Below are 20,569 nucleotides of genomic sequence, written 5' to 3' on the forward strand. Positions count from 1 at the left end.
TGTTTATGGACCATCTCGTATTTGAAGTCGGTACGGCGTTAGTTCTTGTAGCCATTGCGAGTGTCATCGCCAATAAAATTAAATTCTCGATCATCCCCTTCCTGATCATTTTAGGAATGCTCGTCGGGCCGCACGCGCCCCAAGCGGGCATCATTGACCTGACGTTTATTGAAAGCCGGGAAGTGATTGAATTTTTCGGACGGATGGGCGTCCTGTTCCTCCTCTTTTACCTCGGGCTTGAATTCTCGGTCGGAAAATTAGTCAAATCCGGACGTTCAATCGCCGCCGGCGGAACGATTTATATTCTGATTAATTTCAGTTTAGGGCTGATCTATGGCTTTATCACGGGCTTTTCCTTTTTGGAAGTGCTTGTATTGGCGGGCGTCATCACGATATCATCAAGCGCCATTGTCGCAAAGGTGCTTGTCGACTTAAAGCGCACGGCTAATCCGGAAACGGAGCTGATTCTCGGCATCATTATGTTTGAGGATATCTTTCTGGCGGTTTACTTATCCGTCGTTTCCGGGCTTGTTCTGGGAGACGCGACGTCTGTCGGAGGCGCGCTGATGTCAATCGTGATCGCTTTCGGATATATGCTGCTGTTTTTCATTGCCGCCCGAAAATTGCCGCCTCTGCTGAACAAGCTGCTTGATATCCGTTCAAACGAGGTATTTGTCATCGTCATTTTCGCCGCGCTCTTTTTCATTGCCGGCTTTTCCGAAACGATTCATGTCGCTGAAGCGATCGGCGCGCTCTTGCTCGGACTCGTGTTTTCGGAGACGGCCCATTCTGACAGGATTGAGCATCTTGTCGTGCCGTTCCGTGACTTTTTCGGGGCCATGTTTTTCTTCAGCTTCGGTCTCAGCATTGATCCGTTTTCACTCGGAGATGCGGTATGGCTTGCCCTTGGCGCCGTTCTGCTGACGATTGCCGGAAACTTTATCGCCGGCATGATCGCCGGGTGCCGGGCGGGGCTTTCTCATAAAGCATCGTCTAATATCGGGCTGACCATTGTGTCACGCGGCGAATTCTCCATTATCGTCGCAAATCTCGGCATCGCCGGCGGCCTGTCCGCTTCACTTAAACCTTTCGCCGCCTTATATGTTTTGATACTGGCCATCTTCGGCCCTTTGCTCACGAAAGAATCGAAGCGGATATATCTCCTGTTGAACAGCGTGTTCAAATGGAAGACGCCTGAAAAGAAGCCGCAGAAATCATAAAAAAACTGACCTCTTCATAAGGGGTCAGTTTTTTTGAGCGGGAAGAAATTGCTGAAAAGCCGTTTTTTTATTAATGGAGAAATGCTCTTTTCCCAGAATGGTATTGATGATTTTTTGGTTTCTGTAAACAGACAGCTTCAAATTCGTAGCGCCCGTTCCGTGAGCATGATCAAGATTCGTTAATGTGAAAAAATGATGCCGCCTGTCGTCCTTAAAGACAAGACGGGAATCGGCCGTCACTTTAAAGCGTTTCTCATCCTCCCATTCGATATCGGGGGCAATTGCCGTAAACCATTCCGGAATATGAGGTTTAAAACCGGTCGCCAATATCACTTTTTCTGAATCGGCCGTAAAGGTTTCATCCATCTGCCATTGATGAAAGCTCAGTACGCAGCGCCCGTTTTGCTTTTCAATTTTTTCAAGCTCCGCCATCGGCTGAATATACACGTCAGGCGAACCTCCGCTGATCGATCTGTGATACAGGGCATCGTAAATGGCGGCAAGTGTGTCAGAATCAATGCCGTGGCGCAGTCCGTCCAGCTCAGGGAGCGTGTTCAGCCGTTCCTTAAAAGGCAGGCGGTTAAAATATTCCACATAATCAGGTGTAAACATTTCCTGCCCGAGCTTGGCGGTTTCCAATTCTCGGAATCCGGCGGAGCGTGTCACCCATTGCAGCCGGCTGCGGCGGTATTGTTCATCGCGCAATAAGTCAGAAAAGATCTCCGCGGCACTCTGTCCGGAGCCGACCACTGTAATTGATTCGGCGCCGGCGAGCTCGTCTTTCCGAAACAAATATTCCGTGCTGACCATCGTGTCCTGACGCGCTTCGGCAGCAATCTCTGCGGGAATAAGCGGTTCAGACCCCGTCCCCATGACGAAATGCTTCGTTTGATAGACACTGATGCTTCCGTCCTCAATGTTCTTGACGCTGACGTCATAATGTCCGCCGGCATTTTTCACGCCGATTACCTCTGAGCCGAAACGGCATGATTTGATTTCTGAAGCCGCCCAGCTCAAATAGTCGTTAAATTCCCGTCTCGGAATATCAAATTCATTAAACGTATAAAACCGGTACAGCCGGTCATGTTCATGGAGAAAGTTTAAAAACGTGTAGCGGCTTTTCGGATCGGCGAGCGTGACCAGGTCCGCCAGAAACGCCACCTGTAAATCCGTCCCTTTAATTAATAGACCGGGATGCCACGCAAATTCTTTCTTTTTATCGAAAAAAAGAGCATCTGTTCCGGGTATATCCTCTAACAATGCGGCAAGCCCTAAATTAAACGGCCCGATTCCCGCTCCAATGACATCATACATATTATGCACCTCTTACGAATAACAGTCTGATGGTCTTTTCCCGTTTTTACAGACGGTTAAACATAAAAAAACGGCACGCTGATTCCGTGCCGTTTTTGATATTATAATGCGGATTTGACGAACATCTCATCTAAGTATTTGATTTTCTCTTCTGTATAATGCTCGAATCGGTCATTATATGATTTCGGATCTTTCGGATTGGCGAAGTGCGTGATTTTTCCGGTTTCCGGATGAATGAATTTGCTTGCCGCGCCGCAGCCGATACCGATAATCGTCTGCACTTCTTCCATAATCATAATGTTGTAGATGCTTTCCTGACCAGGGAAGGAGTAGCCGACATTTTCAAGGTTTCCGAGAATGTTTTTCTGCCGGTACAAGTAGTACGGCGTATAGCCGTGCTCTTTTGTCCAGCGGACGGCGTCATCCATCATGCGGGACACTTCCTGTCTGTCGGCAACTTTATACTTATGCTTGTTTCTCGTCATTTCTGACGCCCGTTTAAAAGAAAGCGTATGAACGGTCAAAGATTCAGGCATCAGCTTTTCCGTTTCCTCAAGACTGTGCCTGAACTCAGCCGTCCCTTCTCCCGGCAGGCCGATGATCAGGTCCATGTTGATGTTGTTCATTCCGTGTTTGCGGGAAAGATGGTATTTTTCGATGGTTTCTTCAACTGTATGGTGTCTGCCGATGGCCTTAAGCGTTTCGTTTTCATAAGATTGCGGGTTGATGCTGATTCTGTCAATCTTATACTTATTTAAAACGGCAAGCTTTTCCTCCGTAATCGTGTCGGGACGGCCCGCTTCAACGGTAATCTCCCTGATATTTGCGACATCCGGAAAAGAGCGGACCATTTCTTCATATAAAAGATCCATTTCCTCAGCGGTAATGCTTGTCGGCGTGCCGCCGCCGAAATAAATGGTCGTCACTTTGATATCATGCCGCTTCAGCCATTCTCCGATTTTCTGCATTTCATAGTGAAGCCCCCATAAAAAGGAGCCGACTCTTCCCGCCTGTCCTTGAATGGCATAAGCCGGAAACGTGCAGTAGGCGCACTTCGTCGGGCAGAACGGAATGCCGATATAAATGCTGACTTCATCTTTGACCCGGTACAGATCGGGAACCGCAGCGAGCTGGCGGTCGACAATCTCCTGCATCAGATTGATTTTTTCATCATGGATCAGATAATCTTTTTTCAGATCGGCATGCGCCTCTTCTTTTGTCAGGCCGCTCTGCAGCTTTTTATGAAGAAGTTTAGTAGGCCTGATGCCGGTTAAGATTCCCCATTTTTGTGTCATGCCCGTATGCGATTGAAGAAGATTTAAGTAGACATATGACAGCGTATTTTTCACCTGTTTAAATACTTCTTTTTCGTTCCATCCGGCAAGAAGCGGTTTCGTATGATGTTCCTTTTCGCCGGTTCCTTTGATTTCTCCGGATACCGACACGCTGTCTGCATCTTGAGAAATGGCAAGTGAGATGACGAGATCAGAGGGTTCCTCCGTTTCGCCGTATGCAAGAACACACTCTTCAAAAAATAAATTTGCGATGTTTTGCAGCGGACGATGCAGCCTGTCATCCGTGATGCCGTCTATTTTTATTTGCAATGTGATCACCTTATTTTTCAGATTCAAAACTTTCTTTAGTGTACAGAAAGAACAGGCTAAAATCAATCCGCGAAAAAGCCGCAGACCGGCGTTTCGCGTCTGCGGCTCTTGATTACGGCCGTTTCATATGGAACTTATCGAGAAAGCCTTTACGGTGCTGCATGCGGAAATATTCCTTAATCATATAGGCGACTCCCTGTTCATCATTTGACCTTGTCACCCAATCCGCTTTTCTTTTTAATTCATTTGAGGCATTCCCCATCGCGACGCCGAGACCGGCCAGCTCGATCATCGGCAGATCATCTTCCTGATGGCCGATAGCCACAACCTCTTCCATTGAAAGCCCGAGATCAGCGGCGACCATCGAAAGTCCGCTTTCTTTTGAAACCCCTTTAGGCACGATGTTCAGTTTTTCTCCGTTGACGCGGATCACATCGACGGCCGGGAATGCTTTCATTATCGTATCCGTTATATCAGCCTGCAGGCCATCTTCGGCATGCACTTCAATGACGGGCGCTGAAACCGGCTCATCAAGGAGCAGGTCACTTAATGATTCGACAAACTGCACCGGATAAAAAATCGGGTCGGACGGATGAATCATCGTTTTCCCGACCAGATTGGAGTTCACTTTCTTCTTGTTTCCGATCGAATATTTTTCGTGAAGAAGCCGGATATTGCATGGATAGCTTTCCAGCACCTGAACGATATTAAACGTGTGATCTTCTGATATTTTCTTTTCAAAAAACGGCTCATCTATTTTTTCAGAAATGTATGCGCCGCTGTGGGTAATCAATTTTGCATTCAGCTTTAATATTTTCGCCACTTTTTGAGCGGAGCGAAAATGGCGGTTTGTGACCAGTGTGACGTAAATTCCTTTTTTCTTGACGTATTCGATGGCATCCTTTGTCGTCTGATGAAGTTTGCCGTTGGAGCGAAGAAGCGCTCCGTCTATATTTAACGCCAGCATTTGTTTTGACACAGAGAAGTCCCCCTCCTTGATGACTGTACTTGTCATTAGGATATGACCCTGTCTCTTTGTTTAGAACAACCTTTTCTCCGCAGCAAAAAAGCCTGCCTCAAGCAGACTTTGAACTGTCGTTTTGTTGGGATACGATCGATTTGCTGCCTTCTCCCCAATGTGTATTTCTATTTACGAAATATATCAGGAACCCCTTATTTGACCGTTGATGCGCTCGTTTCACTTACTCTCTGTTGCTACCCCTTAACATACCAGGCAGTATAGGCGACCGTATCCTTAGATCATCTGTAAGTGTAGGCGCTTTCAGAGTTATTATCTCAATTATATTGTTAAAAAACAAGGGTTTTTTTAACTAAAAAAATCAGAGGAAATATCTATGCTGAATGTATGATAAAGTTGCAAGGGAACATACATTCTCATATAATAAAAGAAAAAAAGCGGTGACTGTCATGTCTCTATTAAAAGATATTTATAACGAAGAATTTGCAGAAGCACTTCTGAACAGAATCAAATCGGCGTATCCGGCTTTTGAGCGGGACAAGTGCCGGGCGCTGATGTTTCAGGAAGATTGGCCCGGACTGGCGTTAAAACAGCGGATGCGCCGGATCACAGACTCTTTATATGAAACACTGCCGAAGGATTACATACGGGCGCTTGACGTCTTATATGAGACAGCTCCCCGCTTCTCAGGGCTCGCCGGGATTATTTTTCCCGATTATGTCCAACAGTACGGAACGGATCACTGGGACGAATCAATGAAGGCGCTTCAGTATTTCACTCGTTTTTCCACTTCCGAATTTGCGGTCCGCCCGTATATCAGGCTTGACCGGGAGCGGATGTTCAAAGAGTTCCTTTCCTGGACGGAGCATCCGGACGAACATGTCAGAAGGCTTGCCAGCGAAGGCTCAAGACCGCGCCTGCCATGGGGAATCTCCATTCCGGCTCTTCTTGAAGATCCTTCTCCGATTCTCCCTGTCCTGGACCGCTTGATGCAGGATGACTCGTTATATGTCAGAAAAAGCGTGGCGAATAACCTGAATGACATCTCCAAAACACATCCGGATCTTCTGGCACAGATCGCAGCCGAGCGGTTCGGCAGCTGTCCGCACACGGACTGGATTTTGAAGCACGCCTGCAGGACACTGTTAAAAAGAGGAGACAAACAGGCGCTCGCGGTTTTCGGGTTTGAAGACGCCTCCCGGATTTCATTGGAACGTTTTACATTGAATTCGGAAACGGCCGCTATCGGAACCAGCATACATTTTTCTTTTCAGATCCGCTCATCCGCCCGGCAAAAAATCAGGGTTGAATACGCGATTGATTTTGTAAAGAAAAGGGGGCACCGCAGCCGCAAGGTGTTTAAGATGTCGGAGTCCGCCATGGATAACGGAGACGTAAAAGCCTTCAGCAAACATCATTCCCTTAAAGATTTAACCACCCGCAAGCATTATCGGGGAATTCACACTCTGTCTGTCATCATTAACGGTACGGTAAAAGGTTCGCTTGATTTTTCTGTTGAATAAAAAAACCCCTCCATTTCATAGATGGAGGGGTGTGAAGCTTATTCCGGACTGCCGTAAAGCTCTTCAAGAGGTTTCATAATGATTTTGTTTAACTCGCCGATCAGCATGCTCATGCGCTGTTCCGCTTCCATCAGCTGAGAAATCAATTCATGCTGCTGTACGAGAGCAACCGTTTTTTGTGCCTGCTCTACCTCTTCCTGAGTGATTTCTTCACCTGACATCTGTTTCTGCTGCAGCTGCATCTGTACATTGCGGAAGTTATCAAACATGCGTTTTGCGGATTCATCTGCGTTTACTTGATCATAAAGCCCTCTCAGACGGCTGTATTCATCACTGTTTCGCAAAGCTTTTTCAAGATCATATGCTGCATCATAAAAATGAACTGCCATAGTAACCGCTCCTTTCTTCCTTTCGGACATACCACTCCACTATAACAGACTGCGGAGCGACTTTCATCATCGGCGTATGTTTTCCTTAGAAAAGAATGACAAACAAAGCCTGAATTGCTCCGATTATCCCGCCGAGCAGACCGCCTAAATACGTTATCATCTTAAATTCTCTCTTGGAAATCGACAGCACCATTTCCTCCAGCCGTTCAACGGGAAACTGATCAACCTGCTCTTTGACCACTTCCTCAAGACGCAGCCGTTTCAGCACATCCTCCAAATGAGCGGCAATACTGCCGAGCGCCGCATCAAGCAGCTTCGGCGCGTACGTTCCCGTAATCTCCCCTTCATAACGGGAGATGATGTCACCGAGCCGGCATTCGAAAAAGGGCGCGGTTTGAAGTGCGGCCAAAGCCCGCTTTTTCATGCTGAACAGCAGATCTTTCGCATTCCACTTTTCATCGGCCTCATAAAGTGTATAAGATTTGAGCTTGCCCCATTCTTGAGAAAGCAGATCAGCCAGAAGCTTTTTCGTTTCCTCATTGCGCAAAAACTTTAACAGCTCAGGCAGCACACGGTCTGCCAAGCTTGAATTGCCGAGGAACATCTGCACCATGCTGCCGAGCATCCCCCGGGAATTCAAAAAGTCGTCAATCATATTTCCGAGCCTGTCTTTCCCTTCTTCGCTCTCAAAATAATCAATGCTCCGCTTTAGAATATAATCTGCGGCCATCGGGACTTTTTCATCCAGCTTTTCCTGAAGCTCATCAGGAAGCCAGTCTTTTATGGCGCGGTGCTCATATTTCCGGTACAGGTCCGAAAGCTTTTCATCGGTAAAACGGTCAATCCAGGCATCCGTCTTTTCCTGCGGATTCCGGATGCCCGCGGCGGCCAAAGCTTCGTGCACCGTCATCTCGGAAGCGGCCATTTTTTGCGTGAATTGTTCGGCGAAAAGAAGCGCCTGGTTTTTAACGGTATCTGATAAAAGCCGCTTTTTTATTCCTTCCGGGGTTAAAAGGTGGTTCGTCACCATGAGCCCCATTTGTTTTGCCAATTCATCCCGCCTTTTCGGGATCAGCCCCGGCGTAAACGGAACCCGTTTTCCGAACAGGTAATACGGCCGGTATGGACGAAATAACATCTGAATGGCAAGATGATTCGTCACCGCGCCGATCGCGGCTCCGATTACAATCATAAATAGAAACGTTCCTGCTATGCCCATTCCTTTTCTTCTGCCTCCATCTTATGTTCTATTTTCTTGATGATATATCTATTCGTATTATAGAGGCTGGCGGGCATGCGGGCAAATGAAGAACCTGAATTGTTGTTTGTGAGGAATAAGGCAAGATGCTGTTTCGTACTCTTTACAGTAGATCATCTTTTATGATGCGCTTAGCATATTTATTGGATGGAAGGGCCGTTCCATCAGCGGCTTTTTGAATAAAGGGGGAGTAATAATATGACAACACTCGGTTTTATGTCTGTATCCCGCCGGCACGAAGAAGATTACGCCGGGGAATTGGCTGAAAGAGCGCCTCAATATAATGTGCGCTTAGCCCGTTTTACACCGTTTGATATTTTTCCGGATTCTTTGCGCGTGAAAGCGCTCGTCTATCACCCGCAAAGCGGAAAGTGGAACGAAACGGAAATCGATATTCCCGAATATATTTACGACCGCTGTTTTTACGGAAAATCCGCTGAAGCGCAAAAAGCCAAACCGATCGTCGAATGGCTGAAAAAATATCGGAAAACGGAATTTATCGGCCGGGGGCTTCCTGATAAATGGACGGTCACGGATGCGCTCCAAAAGCATCATCTGATCAGTCCCTATATTCCTGAAACGGCCGAAGTCAGCCGCTATGAACAGGTGCAATCATACTTAGCCAAGGAAAAAGCATGTATACTTAAGCCCGCTTTCGGCGCGGGAGGCAGAGGCATCATCCTGCTTGAAACAGGCAAAAAATCAATTACGGCCACTTACTATATCGGAAAAAACAAACAAACAAAATCATTTTCCAATCACGTGTCTTTTAAGTCTTGGTGCAAAAAAGTGCTGCAGCACCGCTATTTGCTTCAATCCTACTTAAATATCCAGGATAAAGAGCGGCATCCGTGCGACATCCGCATTTTCATGCGCAAAACTGAGTCAGGCGTTTGGGAAACGGTCGGAAAAGCGGTCAGAAGGGGTTATCAGAACGGTCTTTTATCTCATTTGCCAGGAGGATCTGAACCGATTAAGTTTGACACATGGTTTGAGGAAATTCCGAGAAAGCAGCAGGCCGTTTTATTGGATGATGTCTTTTCGATCACCCAATCCGTCCCTTATTTCCTTGATGAACGGTTCGGGCCGCTGTTTGAGCTGGGGCTCGATATTTGTTATGCCAAAGACGGACGCATCTGGCTTTTGGATGTCAACTCAAAGCCGGGACGGAAAGCTATTTTAAGCGTGGCTCCGGAGGCGAAAGAGGATTTGTATACGAGTCCGCTGAGACGCTTCCGCGAACTTCAGTCACAGGAAAGCCGGAAAGGAGTATTACCGCGTGAATCATAAAGGGATGATTGTCGGCATCGATAAAAAAAGCAAAAATACGCTGTTTCTCCCCTCCTCCATGAAACGGGAAGGGCTTTTATCCGCTGCCTTCGGGACCAAGGTTGTCAAATGCCGTGTAGCCTTTTCTCAATCACTTGAAAAAAGCGCGCTCCTTTCTGAAGATTTGTTTGAGGAGCTGTTGATACCGCATAAAAGCCGGGCTGACTTTCTCATACACGGCCAGACGGTGCACATCGGACCGCTGATCGGCGTTTTCACAGCCGGGTTCACATCATCGCCGTCCCGCCCGTTAAGAGACCGTACAGCCTTCTTTTCCAAGATGCTCTCTCTTCATGAACACGCGAACGGATATTGTTTCGTTTTCGGGGCTCATCAGATCAACTGGGAAGAAGGCACCGTCCAAGCGCTGATTTATAAAGAAAACAGCTGGAAACGGACGGCCGTCCCGCTTCCGAATGTCGTATATGACAGGCTCCCGAGCCGAAAAACGGAAGAAGTTCCGCTTTTACAGCAGACAAAACAAAGGCTGATGAATGACTATCAGATTCCGTGGTTTAATCCGCAATTCTTTAATAAATGGGACATTCATAAGCTTCTGGAAAAAAACAGTCTCACCGCTTCACTTCTGCCAAAATCTGTCCTGCACCCGAATGCGGAAGCGTTAGAAACGTTATGCAGCACGTTTGGCACCGTCTATATCAAACCTGCAGACGGCGCACTCGGCACGGGGATTTATAAGGTGGAAAAAACAGATGCCGGCTTATCTGTCAAACACACGAATGAGGAAAAAACGGTGGTGACGGCAGAGTATTCAGATGCGGCATCCTTCATGACATCATTTAAAGAAAACAATGACCCGTCCGCATTTTTAATTCAGCAAGGCATTGATCTGATCCGGCTGGATGGGCGCCCCGTCGATTTCAGGGTGCACACGAATAAAAACGCCGAGGGGAAATGGACAGTGACGGCCATTGCGGCAAAAATTTCCGGTGAAAACAGCATCACGACGCATCTGGCAACCGGCGGAGAAGTCAGGACGTTAGCTGAATTATACGGCGATCCGCGAGAGAGAGTCGGCATGATGCGGAAACTTTCAAAAGCCGCCTTGGCGGTCAGCCGCGTGTTAAATGAGCACATTGAAGGTTTTATCGGCGAAATCGGTTTTGACCTCGGCGTCGATCATTCAGGGAAAGTTTGGATGTTTGAAGCCAATTCCCGCCCCGGGCGCAGCATTTTTTCCCATCCGAAGCTGAGATCGGTCGATTACCTGACAAAACGGAGAAATTTTGAATACGCGTCGTATTTATCAGAACGGTCCATCACCGCCCCGGAAAAACTTTGGCGGTGAGGCTGTCTTTTTTTAGGTTTACCCGGGACAGGCATTGAACGATGAGCTACAATGAACAAGATCAACATTTCCCATAAGGAGCGTGAACGTCATGATTTCGCACTTCAGCTGGAAACCGTTATTCAAAAAAGAGAAACTGCCCGGATGGCGGATTTCATTTTACTGGCAGGGTACGCATTACGAAGGGATTTACCATAAGTCCGGAGACATTGAATGGGGACACACACATCCGGGAAAAGAAGAGCCGGCTCTCGTAAAAGAGCTGCATGAATTAATGCTTTATCACATATATGACTGAAAGCTAAAAGCTCAGCCGCACCAGGCTGGGCTTTTCTTTTTCCTTCCGCTATTTACCACACCGTTTTCCGAATGAGATGCCGTTTGATTCACCATAATACGTAGTACAAAGCGGCAAACAGCATTGGGTGAAGCCGAGCTGGCAATGGTTTTCGTTCCGAAAATCATCGGCTGGTGCAATTCCAGCAAACCCAACCATACTACTTTATAAAGGAGATCATACAAATGGCAAACAACAACTCTTCAAACAACCTAGTAGTACCCGGCGCTGCTCAAGCAATCGACCAAATGAAATATGAAATTGCTTCTGAGTTCGGCGTAAACCTTGGCGGAGAAACAACTTCTCGTGCAAACGGTTCTGTCGGAGGAGAAATCACTAAACGTTTAGTATCTTTCGCACAGCAGAACATGGGCGGCCAAGGCGTACAATAACTCAATAAATGGCTTACAGAAGGCGCGGGATACCGCGTCTTCTTTTATGCCGTCACCCTTTTTTCCTATTCCACATACCCTAGGAAAAAAGGAGGGAAAACATGTCATTCATTGCCTCAGTCAATTGGGAGCTGTTTCAGTTCGTAAGTGTCTCTTTGGTCAATGAATATGTTGCCCACCATTTCCCGTTTATTCACAGGTATTCTTTTCCCCGCTGCTTTGAATGATATAATGAGCGGCGAGGAGGTTTTTTACATGAACATCGCTTTACTCGGAGCAACGGGAAGAGTCGGACAGGCTTTTATAAAAGAAGCGCAGAAACATGGACACATGGAGATATTCGCTCTTGTCAGATCAGCCGGAACAGTCCTTCCCATTCCTGAAAAACAAATCATAACAGGGAATGCGAAGCGGCGGGAAGATGTAAGCCGATTGATTTCCACAGCGGACACAGTCGTGAGCTGTCTCGGCACGGACGGTGACGATACCCTTTCAGCCGCTATGACCCATATAATAGACAGCATGAAACGGCATCATGTTCATCGTCTGATTACGATCGGCACCGCGGGTATCCTTCAATCACGGCTTATGCCTGATCAATACCGTTTTGAATCGGCAGAATCAAAACGAAAATCAACAAGAGCCGCAAAGGAACACGCCCGCGTATACGAAATGCTGCTGGCAGAGGATCTTGACTGGACGATCATCTGTCCCACCTACCTTCCTGACGGAGACGCTGCCGGAGTTTACCGGTTCGAACAGGATCGCCTTCCTGAAGACGGCGCTGAAATCACCGTTGGAGACACGGCGCACTTTCTGTACCGTGAGCTGATCAGCCCGCAGTTTGTCAGAAAACGGGTGGGACTGGCTTACTGAATGAAAAAAAGGGCGAATCTTTAGATTCACCCTTTCCGATTACACCGCGGACTTCGCCGTTCCTTTCTGCAATTCATACATTTGGTGGTACTGCCCCTTTTGCGCCATTAATTCGTCATGGCTTCCCTTTTCAATAATGCGGCCCTTTTCCAGCACGAGAATCTGGTCTGCGTGTCTGATCGTGGAAAGCCGATGGGCGATAATAAATGTCGTGCGCCCTTCTTGAACGACTTGCAGCGCTTTTTGAATGACTGCTTCTGTTTCGGTGTCAATGTGCGCCGTCGCCTCATCCAAAATTAAAATGGCCGGATCGAACACAAGCGCTCTTGCAAAAGAAATCAGCTGACGCTGGCCTGAGGACAGTGTGCCGCCTTTTTCGGTGACGGGCTCTCTGATGCCCTTCGGCAAAGATTGCAGAAGACTTGCGGCGCCGACTTGGCGAAGCGCTTCTTCCGCCTGCTCCAAAGAAATACGCTGATCATCGAGTGTCACATTGGAGCCGATCGTGCCCGAGAAAAGATACGGGTCTTGCAGCACAATGCCCATATGCGACCTCAGCTCCTGCCTCGACATGCCGTATATGCTTTTATCGTCCAGCAGGATATCTCCTTTTTGGGCATCATAAAAACGGAACAGAAGATTCAGGATGGAGCTTTTGCCGGACCCCGTATGGCCGACGAGGGCGACCGTCTCCCCTTTTTCAGCTGTAAAGCTGATCTGTTTCAGCACCTCTTCTCCCTTTCGATACCCAAAAGAAACATCGCGGAATTCCACTGTCCCTTCCGCCTTTCTGTCTGCGAGAGCACCTTCTTCTTCCGTTTCCTCCTCCTGTAAAAGCTCGAATACCCTGGCGGCAGAGACACGGGCCAATTCAAGCTTCGAAAATTGGTTGACAATCCCCGTAACCGGCTGGAACAAACGGTTTAAATAATCAACAAATGCATATAAAACACCGATCGAAACAATTCCGGCCGCACTCAGACTCGCGCCTCCGAAATACCAGATCAGCCCGACAAACGCCAGATTGCGCAACACATTGACAAGACTGTGGGACATGAGGGAATTTAAGGACAGCATTTTGTTCTTATAGCGAAAATGAGCTTCATTCAATTCTTCAAATTCCTTCATCGTTTCCTTTTCGCGGCGGAACGCCTGAATAATCGGCATTCCTTGAATGGACTCGTTCATTTTCGCATTGATGTTACTGTTAATGGAACGGATTTTTTGGTTGAAGACGGATGCGTATTTGCGGTACACAACCGACCAGATCATTAAAATCGGAATAATCAGCAGGCAAACGGCGGCCAGCCTGACGTCAAGCATAAACAGCGCCGTAAAAATGCCGAGCATATAAACGCCGCTTGTGATAAATGTCGACAGCACCGTTACATATAAATCCCTGACCGCTTCTGTGTCATTCGTAATGCGGGCCACGACTTTTCCGGCAGGCAGATTATCAAAGTAGCGGATCGGCATTTTCTGAATGTGTGAAAATACATCCTGCCTCATGCGCTGTATGATCCGGTTCGCTCCCATCTGCAGCAGATAATGCTGACCGTAATGAAAACATACGGAAAACATGAGCAGTCCCGCGTAAATGGCGGTCAGCGTCAGCAATCCTTTTATTTCGGGACGGTAAAATTGAAAAATCTCCTGTCTTGATAACGTAATGGCGGGATATGACCTGCTTTCTTTACCGTTTGATATTGTCAGCCGGCCGTCAGACACCGAACGGTTTCCGTCAAAACTGACGGGACGGTCAACAAAATAGTAGCCCGCACCGACTTGATAAATGTGCGCCTCTCCGGTTTTGTCCGCCCCCGGTTTGAGCCGGTCCTCCCTGACATAATCATGCCCCCGGAACCTGACGGCGCCCGGATCGTCCCTAGAGGCTTTAACCCATGTTTTTTCAATGCCGAGAATGTGGTCGTCAATCATTTTTTTTCCGATAAACGGGCCGGTCAGCTCAGTGCCGACCGCAATAATGAGCAGGACGACCGCCCATATCAGCAGCTTCTTATATTGAAGCGCGTAATTCCATAATCTTCTCCCGGTCTTCATGCGCCCGTCCCCCCTTCTTCAAGAGAGGACAGCTGCTGCCTCTCATATTGTTTTCGATACCAGCCGTCCTGCGCCAATAGCTCCCGGTGCGTGCCTCTTTCAGACACCCGGCCTTCATCCATGACGAGAATGAGATCTGCGTGTTCAACTGCCGAGAGCCGGTGGGTGGTGATAATCGTTGTTTTATGCCGCCGTTTTTTACGGATGCTGTCAATGATGGCGGCTTCCGTTTTCGCGTCTACGGCAGAAAGCGAATCATCTAATATGAGAATGTCAGGATCGGTCAAAAGCGCTCTCGCAATTGAGATGCGCTGCTTTTGTCCGCCAGAGAGCGCTACGCCCTTCTCGCCGACAAGCGTCTCCAGTCCGTCGGAAAGCATGCCGATATCGTTTTCAAAATGCGCATCTTTCAGCGCACTGCCGATTTCCTCTTCGTTTGCATCCTGCCGGCCGTAAAGCAGATTCTCTTTTACAGTCTTTGAAAATAAAATATGATCCTGCGGCACATAGCCGATCCACCCGCGGAGCTCCTCGAGCGGAATCTCCTGAATCGGAACGCCTGTAAACGTGATTGCTCCCGCACCGGGCGGATATTCACGCAACAGCTGCTTAATGATCGTCGTCTTTCCGCTACCCGTCTTCCCGACGATGCCGAGTGTCTGCCCTTTTTCTACGGAAAAAGATACATCAGAAACCGCCGGTCCCGCTCCGCTCGGATACGTGAAAGTCACTTGTTCAAAAACAAGACGCCCGGGCTCCTTGATGCCGGCGGAGTGCTTGGGTCCTATCACGTCAGGCTCATAGGAAAGCGTCTCATTGACACGATCCAAGGAGGCATTTCCGCGCTGCATGATATTGATTAATTCTCCGATCGCAAACATCGGCCAGATCATCATTCCGAGGTACACGTTAAACGATACCAGCTCTCCCAGCGTCAGCCGGTTTTGAAAAACGAGATAAGCGCCGTAGCCGAGACCGATGAGATAGCTGAGGCCGACGAGAAGTTTTACAGTCGGTTCAAAAAGTGAATCGATAAACGCCACTTTCATATTTTTCTCATATACATCCGCCGTCATATCACCGAACCGGCTGACATCATTTTTTTCCTGCACGAATGCCCGGATGACCCGGACGCCGGATACCGACTCCAGCACCTTGTCATTTAATGATCCGAAAGCATCCTGCGCTTCCGTAAACCGCTCATGGATCTTTTTTCCGTACAGGCTGACCGCAGCCGCCATTATCGGCAGCGGAATAATCGCGGCAAATGTCAGCTTCCAGCTGATGAGAAGCCCCATTGTCAAAAATATCGTCAGCATATACATCGTTGAATCAACGAGCGTTAAGACCCCGAAGCCCGTCGTCATACTGACGGCCTGCAAGTCATTTGTCCCCCGCGCCATTAAATCGCCCGTTCTGTATTTCTCGTAAAACGGCGGTGACATTTGAAGAAGCCTTCCCATCAGCTTTGAACGGAGAATCTTCTCCATGACATTCGCCCCGCCGAAAAGCTGATACATCCAAAAATAAGACAGTAAATAGACGGCTGCCGTTAATGCGAGAAAAACACATATGTAAAACAGCATCCCGCTTTTTGTAAACACGCCCGCCTTCATATCGTCTATCGCGTTACCGAGAAGTTTAGGCGGAAACATTTCAATGACATTCACAATCAATAACAGAACAATCGCTGTCGTATAGCGCAGCCAATAGGCTTTAAAAAACCACGCGAGCTTTTTTAATACAGTAAACAAATACCGTCATCCCCTTTCATCAATCAGCCGCCCTCAAGCTTTTCCGGATTGTTTTTCATTGTTTTCGCTAATACCGCCACATGCATCACACCTGTCTTTCTTTCATTTTTTTGTATAAAAAAAGACATGAAGCCTCAGCTCCATGCCTCTTATTATTATAAATAAGGTACAGACCCGCCGTTTATGCGCGACTGCCTCGTTTTTAAGCAAATGTTCAGAAAACGGAAGCTGTATGGGAGTCACGCCGGTATTCAGCTGAAGATGAGTTGACAAGCTTTAGTTTTGACATGATCCATACCTCCTTTTTCCCTATATTGTTCCTTCATCATATAAACAAATCCTTTTTTTGTCAATGCAGGTTTTACATTTCTGCCATTCGGGTATTGTAAAACAAACCTTTTTTACTGAAAGGATGAGGCCGATGTTTCACGCGGACCGGTTGATAGCAGCTTTTGACGGAAGTGATGATAGTAAAAAAGCGCTCCAAAAAGCCATAGACCTTTCAAAAACGTTTCACGCGGATTTAACGGTCGTACATTCCCACAATGCAAAAGATACCCAGACGATTGTTGATCCCCCGAGGCCGGGAGCCGGGGCAACGTATATCGGCGGCGGGATTGCAAGCGTTCCTGATCCGCTCCAGGCGGAAAGAATCTCCCCTGATCCGATGATTTATGAAGACCGTACGGAAGAAATCGTTGCGGAAGCGAGAATGCTGATGAACGACAGCCAGATTGACGGGGATATCGACATTTTAGAAGGTGATCCCGCTGATGCCATTATCGAGCATGCCGACCGTATATCAGCGGATTTGATCGTCATGGGGAGCCGGGACCAGAACAGGCTGAAAAAACTTTTATTCGGAAGCGTCAGTGAAAAACTGTCATCGAAATCCGATATTCCCGTGCTGATCGTAAAATAATTCTTTCTGTAAAGCAGCTTAATCAAAAGCTGCTTTTTTTACAGCTCCCGGCTGTTTCTTCTTTTTTTCGGCATCACAAAAAAACTCGCCATGATCAAAAAATCGATGCACAATACGACAGACCAGCCCTTTAACAGCTTGCTGAGCGCTTCGGTGCGGGAAGCGTCCTGAATGAGAAATACCGTTCCGGCTAAAAGAACGCCGCCGATGGCAAACGCTAATACATGTCTCCCCCACCCTTTTGCATAATGTTTGGCATAATCCAGCCCGTACCGCTTGACCGGTCTTGCCCCTTCCTTGACCACATAATAGCGGAACCGCTCATCCGCCCATTGAATCATGCTTTTCCCGAAGGCGACAGACACTCCGATATAAATGGCCGCCACCGCATGCGCCATAGTCGCCGCCGCCCCTCTGTATAAATCAGCTGCGGCCGCCAGAAACAGTACGGCATCCAATAAAGGAATGAGAGCGAAAAAAAACATTCCGAGCTTTTGCCGCCTGAATATATAGCGCGCCGCCAATCCGAAGATGACAGCCGCCCAAAAAGCAGCCTCACAAATGACAATCAACCAAGCAATCGCGTTCAATCCGGTTCCCCCTTATCGTTTTCTAAAATGCATTGTATCACTGCTTTTTATTTAATACAACTGTATTACAAAATTGCAAGAAAAAATATTTCCTGTTACACTGGAACCATGCCTAAAATAATCGATCATGAAAAAAGAAGAAAACAAATAGCCGAAGCCACTTGGCGGACGATTTTGGAGCGGGGAATGGAAGGAGCGACAGTGAGAAACATCGCCCAGGAAGCGGGTCTTTCTTTAGGCGCGCTGAGGCACTATTTCACCACCCAGGATGAGCTTTTAGGGTATGCGATGACACTCGTAAAAGAAAAAGCGGCCGCCAGAATTAACGAAGTTGCCATGAAAGATCTGCCGCCGAAAGAAAAAGCGGTGCGTCTGATGCTTGAAATCATCCCGACAGATGAAGAAACGATGGCTGAAATGGAGGTATGGTTCGCTTTCACAGCTTATGCCAGACATAAGGGAGAAGAGTTTCAACCCCAGCAGGACGGGATCTTGGCATATATCCGCGGTCTGATTGACTGGCTGGATGAAAATAAGCTTCTGAAACCGAATCTTGATAAAGAGATCGAAGCGGAGAAAATGTACGCCATCGCCGACGGATTGGCGCTGCATGCCATGCTTGAACCTGAGCGTCTTTCAAAAGAGAAGATCTCCCGTGTGCTCGTTCAGCATATCGAATCTCTTTTTATCTGACTGAAGTAAAAAGGCCGGATGTGTTCCGGCCTATTTTCAGCTTATGACTGAACCCCGAGCTCCTGCTGAATGTGCGACTGAAAAGCCTCCTGAATCGTTTTGGCTACAGGTCCCGGCGCTCCGCTTCCGACCGGTTTTCCGTCAAGGGTTACGATCGGGATTAATTCAGCCGTCGTTGACGAGATGAAAATTTCATCCGCATCCCTGAGTTCGTCTTCGGTAAGAGCCTTCTCCCGCACCTCAATCCCGTTTTCTTTCATCAGCTCTAACAGTTTCATCCGCGTAATGCCGTTTAAAATCAGCTCATTTGCAGGATGCGTCCGGACAGTGCCGTTTATGACGGCGTATACATTGGAAGAGGTTCCTTCCGTGACCGCTCCGTCCCTTATCAGCACCGCTTCATAAGCGCCTGCTTCATAGGCTTTTTGTTTAATCATCACATTATACAGTAAATTCAGACTCTTAATGTCACACCTCAGCCAGCGTTTGTCTTCCGCCGTTATGGCCTGCGCTCCGGCTTTTTGTTCATTTTCCGGTTTTTTCACTGAAAAGGTGTATGCCGTCGTCTGCGGTTCCAATCCTTCGTCATACTGGTGCTTCCGCGGCGCCTTCCCTCTCGTCGTCTGTATATAGACCCCGCCGTCAATGAGTTTGTTTTCCTGTACGAGCTTTTGCAGATCCCATTCTATGTCCTCTGCGGAGAACGGCAGGGTGATGCCGATTTCTGCGGCGCTTCTGAAAAGACGGACGATATGCTCACGCAGACCGAATAAGGCACCGTTATACACTCTGATGACCTCATACACACCGTCACCGAATTGATATCCGCGGTCCTCAATATCAACTGCCGCTTCTTCACGATCAATCAACTGGCCGTTTACTAATGTCTTCATGTAAACCCTCCTCATCGTTATCTGCCGTGATGTGCATTCTCAGCTGTTATTGTCAACTATTCTATCATACTGAACGAGCCGGCTGCGGAGTTTATTTTTTTCTTAAAATCTTATTATTCGACATCTTTTCTATGTCTTTTCCAGTTTTGTTCCTGTATACTTGATTCGACATACATATGCTGTTAACTTATGGCACTTCGCAAGCCTCCGCTGTTATCGGCATTATGCAGAAACTTATGCTACTGGAGAGATTGTTATGCGCAACACAAAAGAAGGTGCTTCCCCTTCTCTGTTTTCATTGGCTTTTAAACTTACGAGTTTAGCAGTTTTGTGCGGACTGCTTCTGGTAATCGTCATAATGGGATATTCCGCTTCCGCCGCAAAAAACAAACAGGTCACCGTGACCGCAAACGGGCAGCTTCGGGATGAAGCAGAAAGCCTGCGGCTGAAAAATGATTCTCCCGACGTCTTAATGAAACATTTGCAGAGAGAGCGTGACCCAGGGAAAAAAACGGTATATTTAACCTTCGACGACGGGCCGTCTCCATATACTGAACAGCTGTTGAATGTATTGAAGGCAAATGGCGCAAAGGCCACTTTTTTTATGCTTGAACCGCGGATGAAAGCCTATAAGCATTCCGTGCAAAGAGCGAAGCAGGAAGGAATCGCGCTCGGCCTGCACGGCGTGACGCACGATAATCACCTGTTTTATCAAACACCGACATCACCGCTGAACGAAATGCAGCAGGGACGCGATACACTCGAGGCAATCACCGGAGTAAAAACGGATCTTGTCCGCACGCCTTACGGCAGTAAACCGTCATTGACGGATGCCCAGATTAAGAATCTCGAAAAAGGCGGATTCGTGTACTGGGACTGGACGATAGACAGTGAAGACTGGAAGTACAAAAACGCACGGTACGTGCCGGAAGTATTGAATCAGCTCGCATATTTGGAAAGCGTTCATACGAGCAGGCCGCATGTCATTTTAATGCACGATCTGCCTGCGACGGTGCACGCTTTGCCGAGCCTGATCCAAAAACTGAAAGCCCAGGGCTACTCCTTTGATGTTCTGACGGATCAAATGATTCCCGTCCATGAATAAGAAAAGCCGGATCTGTATATG

At 47.8% G+C, this 20,569-nt stretch carries 20 protein-coding genes; 11 read left to right on the forward strand and 9 right to left on the reverse strand.

Going from position 1 to position 20,569, the window contains the following annotated elements; translation table 11 throughout:
* The first annotated feature begins 5 nt into the window (after positions 1–5).
* On the forward strand, positions 6–1,220 hold the full coding sequence (locus tag SB24_RS04850; RefSeq protein ID WP_039252149.1) for a cation:proton antiporter: 1,215 nt from the start codon (positions 6–8) through the stop codon (positions 1,218–1,220).
* 24 nt (positions 1,221–1,244) lie between these two features.
* Here SB24_RS04850 and SB24_RS04855 read toward each other — a convergent pair whose 3' ends face one another.
* From SB24_RS04855 to SB24_RS04865, 3 genes are all read right to left on the reverse strand, one after another.
* Complete coding sequence (locus SB24_RS04855) at positions 1,245–2,534, reverse strand: lysine N(6)-hydroxylase/L-ornithine N(5)-oxygenase family protein (protein ID WP_039252150.1); 1,290 nt, start codon at positions 2,532–2,534, stop codon at positions 1,245–1,247.
* Positions 2,535–2,635: 101 nt separating this feature from the next.
* Complete coding sequence (locus SB24_RS04860; RefSeq protein WP_015417142.1) at positions 2,636–4,138, reverse strand: coproporphyrinogen III oxidase; 1,503 nt, start codon at positions 4,136–4,138, stop codon at positions 2,636–2,638.
* A gap of 112 nt (positions 4,139–4,250) precedes the next feature.
* The gene (locus SB24_RS04865; RefSeq protein WP_007409237.1) at positions 4,251–5,117 is read right to left on the reverse strand and encodes a Cof-type HAD-IIB family hydrolase; all 867 of its coding nucleotides are present in this window, start codon (positions 5,115–5,117) and stop codon (positions 4,251–4,253) included.
* 383 nt (positions 5,118–5,500) lie between these two features.
* Between SB24_RS04865 and SB24_RS04870 the strand changes: the two genes are divergently transcribed.
* Positions 5,501–6,640 carry a DNA alkylation repair protein gene (locus SB24_RS04870; protein ID WP_079891286.1) on the forward strand — a complete coding sequence of 380 codons (1,140 nt, stop codon included), beginning with the start codon at positions 5,501–5,503 and terminating at the stop codon, positions 6,638–6,640.
* Positions 6,641–6,678: 38 nt separating this feature from the next.
* Here SB24_RS04870 and SB24_RS04875 read toward each other — a convergent pair whose 3' ends face one another.
* On the reverse strand, positions 6,679–7,029 hold the full coding sequence (locus SB24_RS04875; RefSeq protein WP_015417140.1) for a YlbF/YmcA family competence regulator: 351 nt from the start codon (positions 7,027–7,029) through the stop codon (positions 6,679–6,681).
* Between the two features lie 85 nt (positions 7,030–7,114).
* A complete protein-coding gene (locus tag SB24_RS04880; RefSeq protein WP_015417139.1) occupies positions 7,115–8,248 on the reverse strand; it encodes a DUF445 domain-containing protein in 1,134 nt (377 codons plus the stop codon).
* A gap of 237 nt (positions 8,249–8,485) precedes the next feature.
* Between SB24_RS04880 and SB24_RS04885 the strand changes: the two genes are divergently transcribed.
* From SB24_RS04885 to SB24_RS04905, 6 genes are all read left to right on the forward strand, one after another.
* Positions 8,486–9,577 (forward strand): YheC/YheD family endospore coat-associated protein, encoded by a 1,092-nt coding sequence (locus SB24_RS04885; RefSeq protein ID WP_012117192.1) that lies wholly within the window; start codon positions 8,486–8,488, stop codon positions 9,575–9,577.
* Positions 9,567–10,925 (forward strand): YheC/YheD family endospore coat-associated protein, encoded by a 1,359-nt coding sequence (locus SB24_RS04890; RefSeq protein ID WP_039252153.1) that lies wholly within the window; start codon positions 9,567–9,569, stop codon positions 10,923–10,925. Before SB24_RS04885 ends, SB24_RS04890 begins: the two co-directional genes overlap by 11 nt.
* A gap of 82 nt (positions 10,926–11,007) precedes the next feature.
* Complete coding sequence (locus SB24_RS04895) at positions 11,008–11,223, forward strand: YheE family protein (RefSeq protein WP_012117190.1); 216 nt, start codon at positions 11,008–11,010, stop codon at positions 11,221–11,223.
* Between the two features lie 224 nt (positions 11,224–11,447).
* A complete protein-coding gene (locus SB24_RS04900; RefSeq protein WP_007409244.1) occupies positions 11,448–11,654 on the forward strand; it encodes an alpha/beta-type small acid-soluble spore protein in 207 nt (68 codons plus the stop codon).
* 101 nt (positions 11,655–11,755) lie between these two features.
* Positions 11,756–11,881, forward strand: coding sequence for a hypothetical protein (locus SB24_RS20325; RefSeq protein ID WP_007610363.1), 126 nt, complete (start codon positions 11,756–11,758; stop codon positions 11,879–11,881).
* A 28-nt stretch (positions 11,882–11,909) separates the two neighbouring features.
* Positions 11,910–12,530 carry an NAD(P)-dependent oxidoreductase gene (locus SB24_RS04905; RefSeq protein WP_039252156.1) on the forward strand — a complete coding sequence of 207 codons (621 nt, stop codon included), beginning with the start codon at positions 11,910–11,912 and terminating at the stop codon, positions 12,528–12,530.
* A 39-nt stretch (positions 12,531–12,569) separates the two neighbouring features.
* Here SB24_RS04905 and SB24_RS04910 read toward each other — a convergent pair whose 3' ends face one another.
* Positions 12,570–14,591, reverse strand: a complete 2,022-nt coding sequence (locus SB24_RS04910) for a multidrug resistance ABC transporter ATP-binding protein/permease BmrD (protein ID WP_039252158.1) — start codon at positions 14,589–14,591, stop codon at positions 12,570–12,572.
* Positions 14,588–16,345 carry a multidrug ABC transporter ATP-binding protein BmrC gene (locus tag SB24_RS04915; protein ID WP_039252161.1) on the reverse strand — a complete coding sequence of 586 codons (1,758 nt, stop codon included), beginning with the start codon at positions 16,343–16,345 and terminating at the stop codon, positions 14,588–14,590. Before SB24_RS04915 ends, SB24_RS04910 begins: the two co-directional genes overlap by 4 nt.
* A 421-nt stretch (positions 16,346–16,766) precedes the next feature.
* Here SB24_RS04915 and SB24_RS04920 point away from each other — a divergent pair, with 421 nt between their 5' ends.
* The gene (locus SB24_RS04920) at positions 16,767–17,267 is read left to right on the forward strand and encodes a universal stress protein (protein ID WP_003155289.1); all 501 of its coding nucleotides are present in this window, start codon (positions 16,767–16,769) and stop codon (positions 17,265–17,267) included.
* Positions 17,268–17,305: 38 nt separating this feature from the next.
* Here SB24_RS04920 and SB24_RS04925 read toward each other — a convergent pair whose 3' ends face one another.
* On the reverse strand, positions 17,306–17,857 hold the full coding sequence (locus SB24_RS04925; RefSeq protein ID WP_032871085.1) for a hypothetical protein: 552 nt from the start codon (positions 17,855–17,857) through the stop codon (positions 17,306–17,308).
* A 108-nt stretch (positions 17,858–17,965) separates the two neighbouring features.
* On the opposite strand from SB24_RS04925, the gene SB24_RS04930 reads away from it, so the two are divergent.
* Positions 17,966–18,550 (forward strand): TetR/AcrR family transcriptional regulator, encoded by a 585-nt coding sequence (locus SB24_RS04930; protein ID WP_012117186.1) that lies wholly within the window; start codon positions 17,966–17,968, stop codon positions 18,548–18,550.
* A 41-nt stretch (positions 18,551–18,591) separates the two neighbouring features.
* Here SB24_RS04930 and dat read toward each other — a convergent pair whose 3' ends face one another.
* Positions 18,592–19,443 (reverse strand): D-amino-acid transaminase, encoded by an 852-nt coding sequence (gene dat / locus SB24_RS04935; RefSeq protein ID WP_014417308.1) that lies wholly within the window; start codon positions 19,441–19,443, stop codon positions 18,592–18,594.
* 256 nt (positions 19,444–19,699) lie between these two features.
* Here dat and SB24_RS04940 point away from each other — a divergent pair, with 256 nt between their 5' ends.
* Positions 19,700–20,548 carry a polysaccharide deacetylase family protein gene (locus SB24_RS04940; RefSeq protein WP_007409254.1) on the forward strand — a complete coding sequence of 283 codons (849 nt, stop codon included), beginning with the start codon at positions 19,700–19,702 and terminating at the stop codon, positions 20,546–20,548.
* Positions 20,549–20,569 lie beyond the last annotated feature (21 nt).

Source organism: Bacillus sp. Pc3 (genome assembly GCF_000815145.1).
GTDB classification, from domain to species: domain Bacteria; phylum Bacillota; class Bacilli; order Bacillales; family Bacillaceae; genus Bacillus; species Bacillus velezensis.

What these genes read in the sequence shown, in the direction of transcription:
- SB24_RS20325 (WP_007610363.1), top strand. Translation starts at nt 11,756, where the DNA reads ATGTCATTCATTGCCTCAGTCAATTGGGAGCTGTTTCAGTTCGTAAGT.
- SB24_RS04930 (WP_012117186.1), top strand. Translation starts at nt 17,966, where the DNA reads ATGCCTAAAATAATCGATCATGAAAAAAGAAGAAAACAAATAGCCGAA.
- SB24_RS04870 (WP_079891286.1), top strand. Translation starts at nt 5,501, where the DNA reads ATGTATGATAAAGTTGCAAGGGAACATACATTCTCATATAATAAAAGA.
- SB24_RS04910 (WP_039252158.1), bottom strand. Translation starts at nt 14,591, where the DNA reads ATGAAGACCGGGAGAAGATTATGGAATTACGCGCTTCAATATAAGAAG.
- SB24_RS04920 (WP_003155289.1), top strand. Translation starts at nt 16,767, where the DNA reads ATGTTTCACGCGGACCGGTTGATAGCAGCTTTTGACGGAAGTGATGAT.
- SB24_RS04940 (WP_007409254.1), top strand. Translation starts at nt 19,700, where the DNA reads ATGCGCAACACAAAAGAAGGTGCTTCCCCTTCTCTGTTTTCATTGGCT.
- SB24_RS04875 (WP_015417140.1), bottom strand. Translation starts at nt 7,029, where the DNA reads ATGGCAGTTCATTTTTATGATGCAGCATATGATCTTGAAAAAGCTTTG.
- SB24_RS04855 (WP_039252150.1), bottom strand. Translation starts at nt 2,534, where the DNA reads ATGTATGATGTCATTGGAGCGGGAATCGGGCCGTTTAATTTAGGGCTT.
- SB24_RS04900 (WP_007409244.1), top strand. Translation starts at nt 11,448, where the DNA reads ATGGCAAACAACAACTCTTCAAACAACCTAGTAGTACCCGGCGCTGCT.
- SB24_RS04905 (WP_039252156.1), top strand. Translation starts at nt 11,910, where the DNA reads ATGAACATCGCTTTACTCGGAGCAACGGGAAGAGTCGGACAGGCTTTT.
- dat (WP_014417308.1), bottom strand. Translation starts at nt 19,443, where the DNA reads ATGAAGACATTAGTAAACGGCCAGTTGATTGATCGTGAAGAAGCGGCA.
- SB24_RS04885 (WP_012117192.1), top strand. Translation starts at nt 8,486, where the DNA reads ATGACAACACTCGGTTTTATGTCTGTATCCCGCCGGCACGAAGAAGAT.
- SB24_RS04850 (WP_039252149.1), top strand. Translation starts at nt 6, where the DNA reads ATGGACCATCTCGTATTTGAAGTCGGTACGGCGTTAGTTCTTGTAGCC.
- SB24_RS04880 (WP_015417139.1), bottom strand. Translation starts at nt 8,248, where the DNA reads ATGGGCATAGCAGGAACGTTTCTATTTATGATTGTAATCGGAGCCGCG.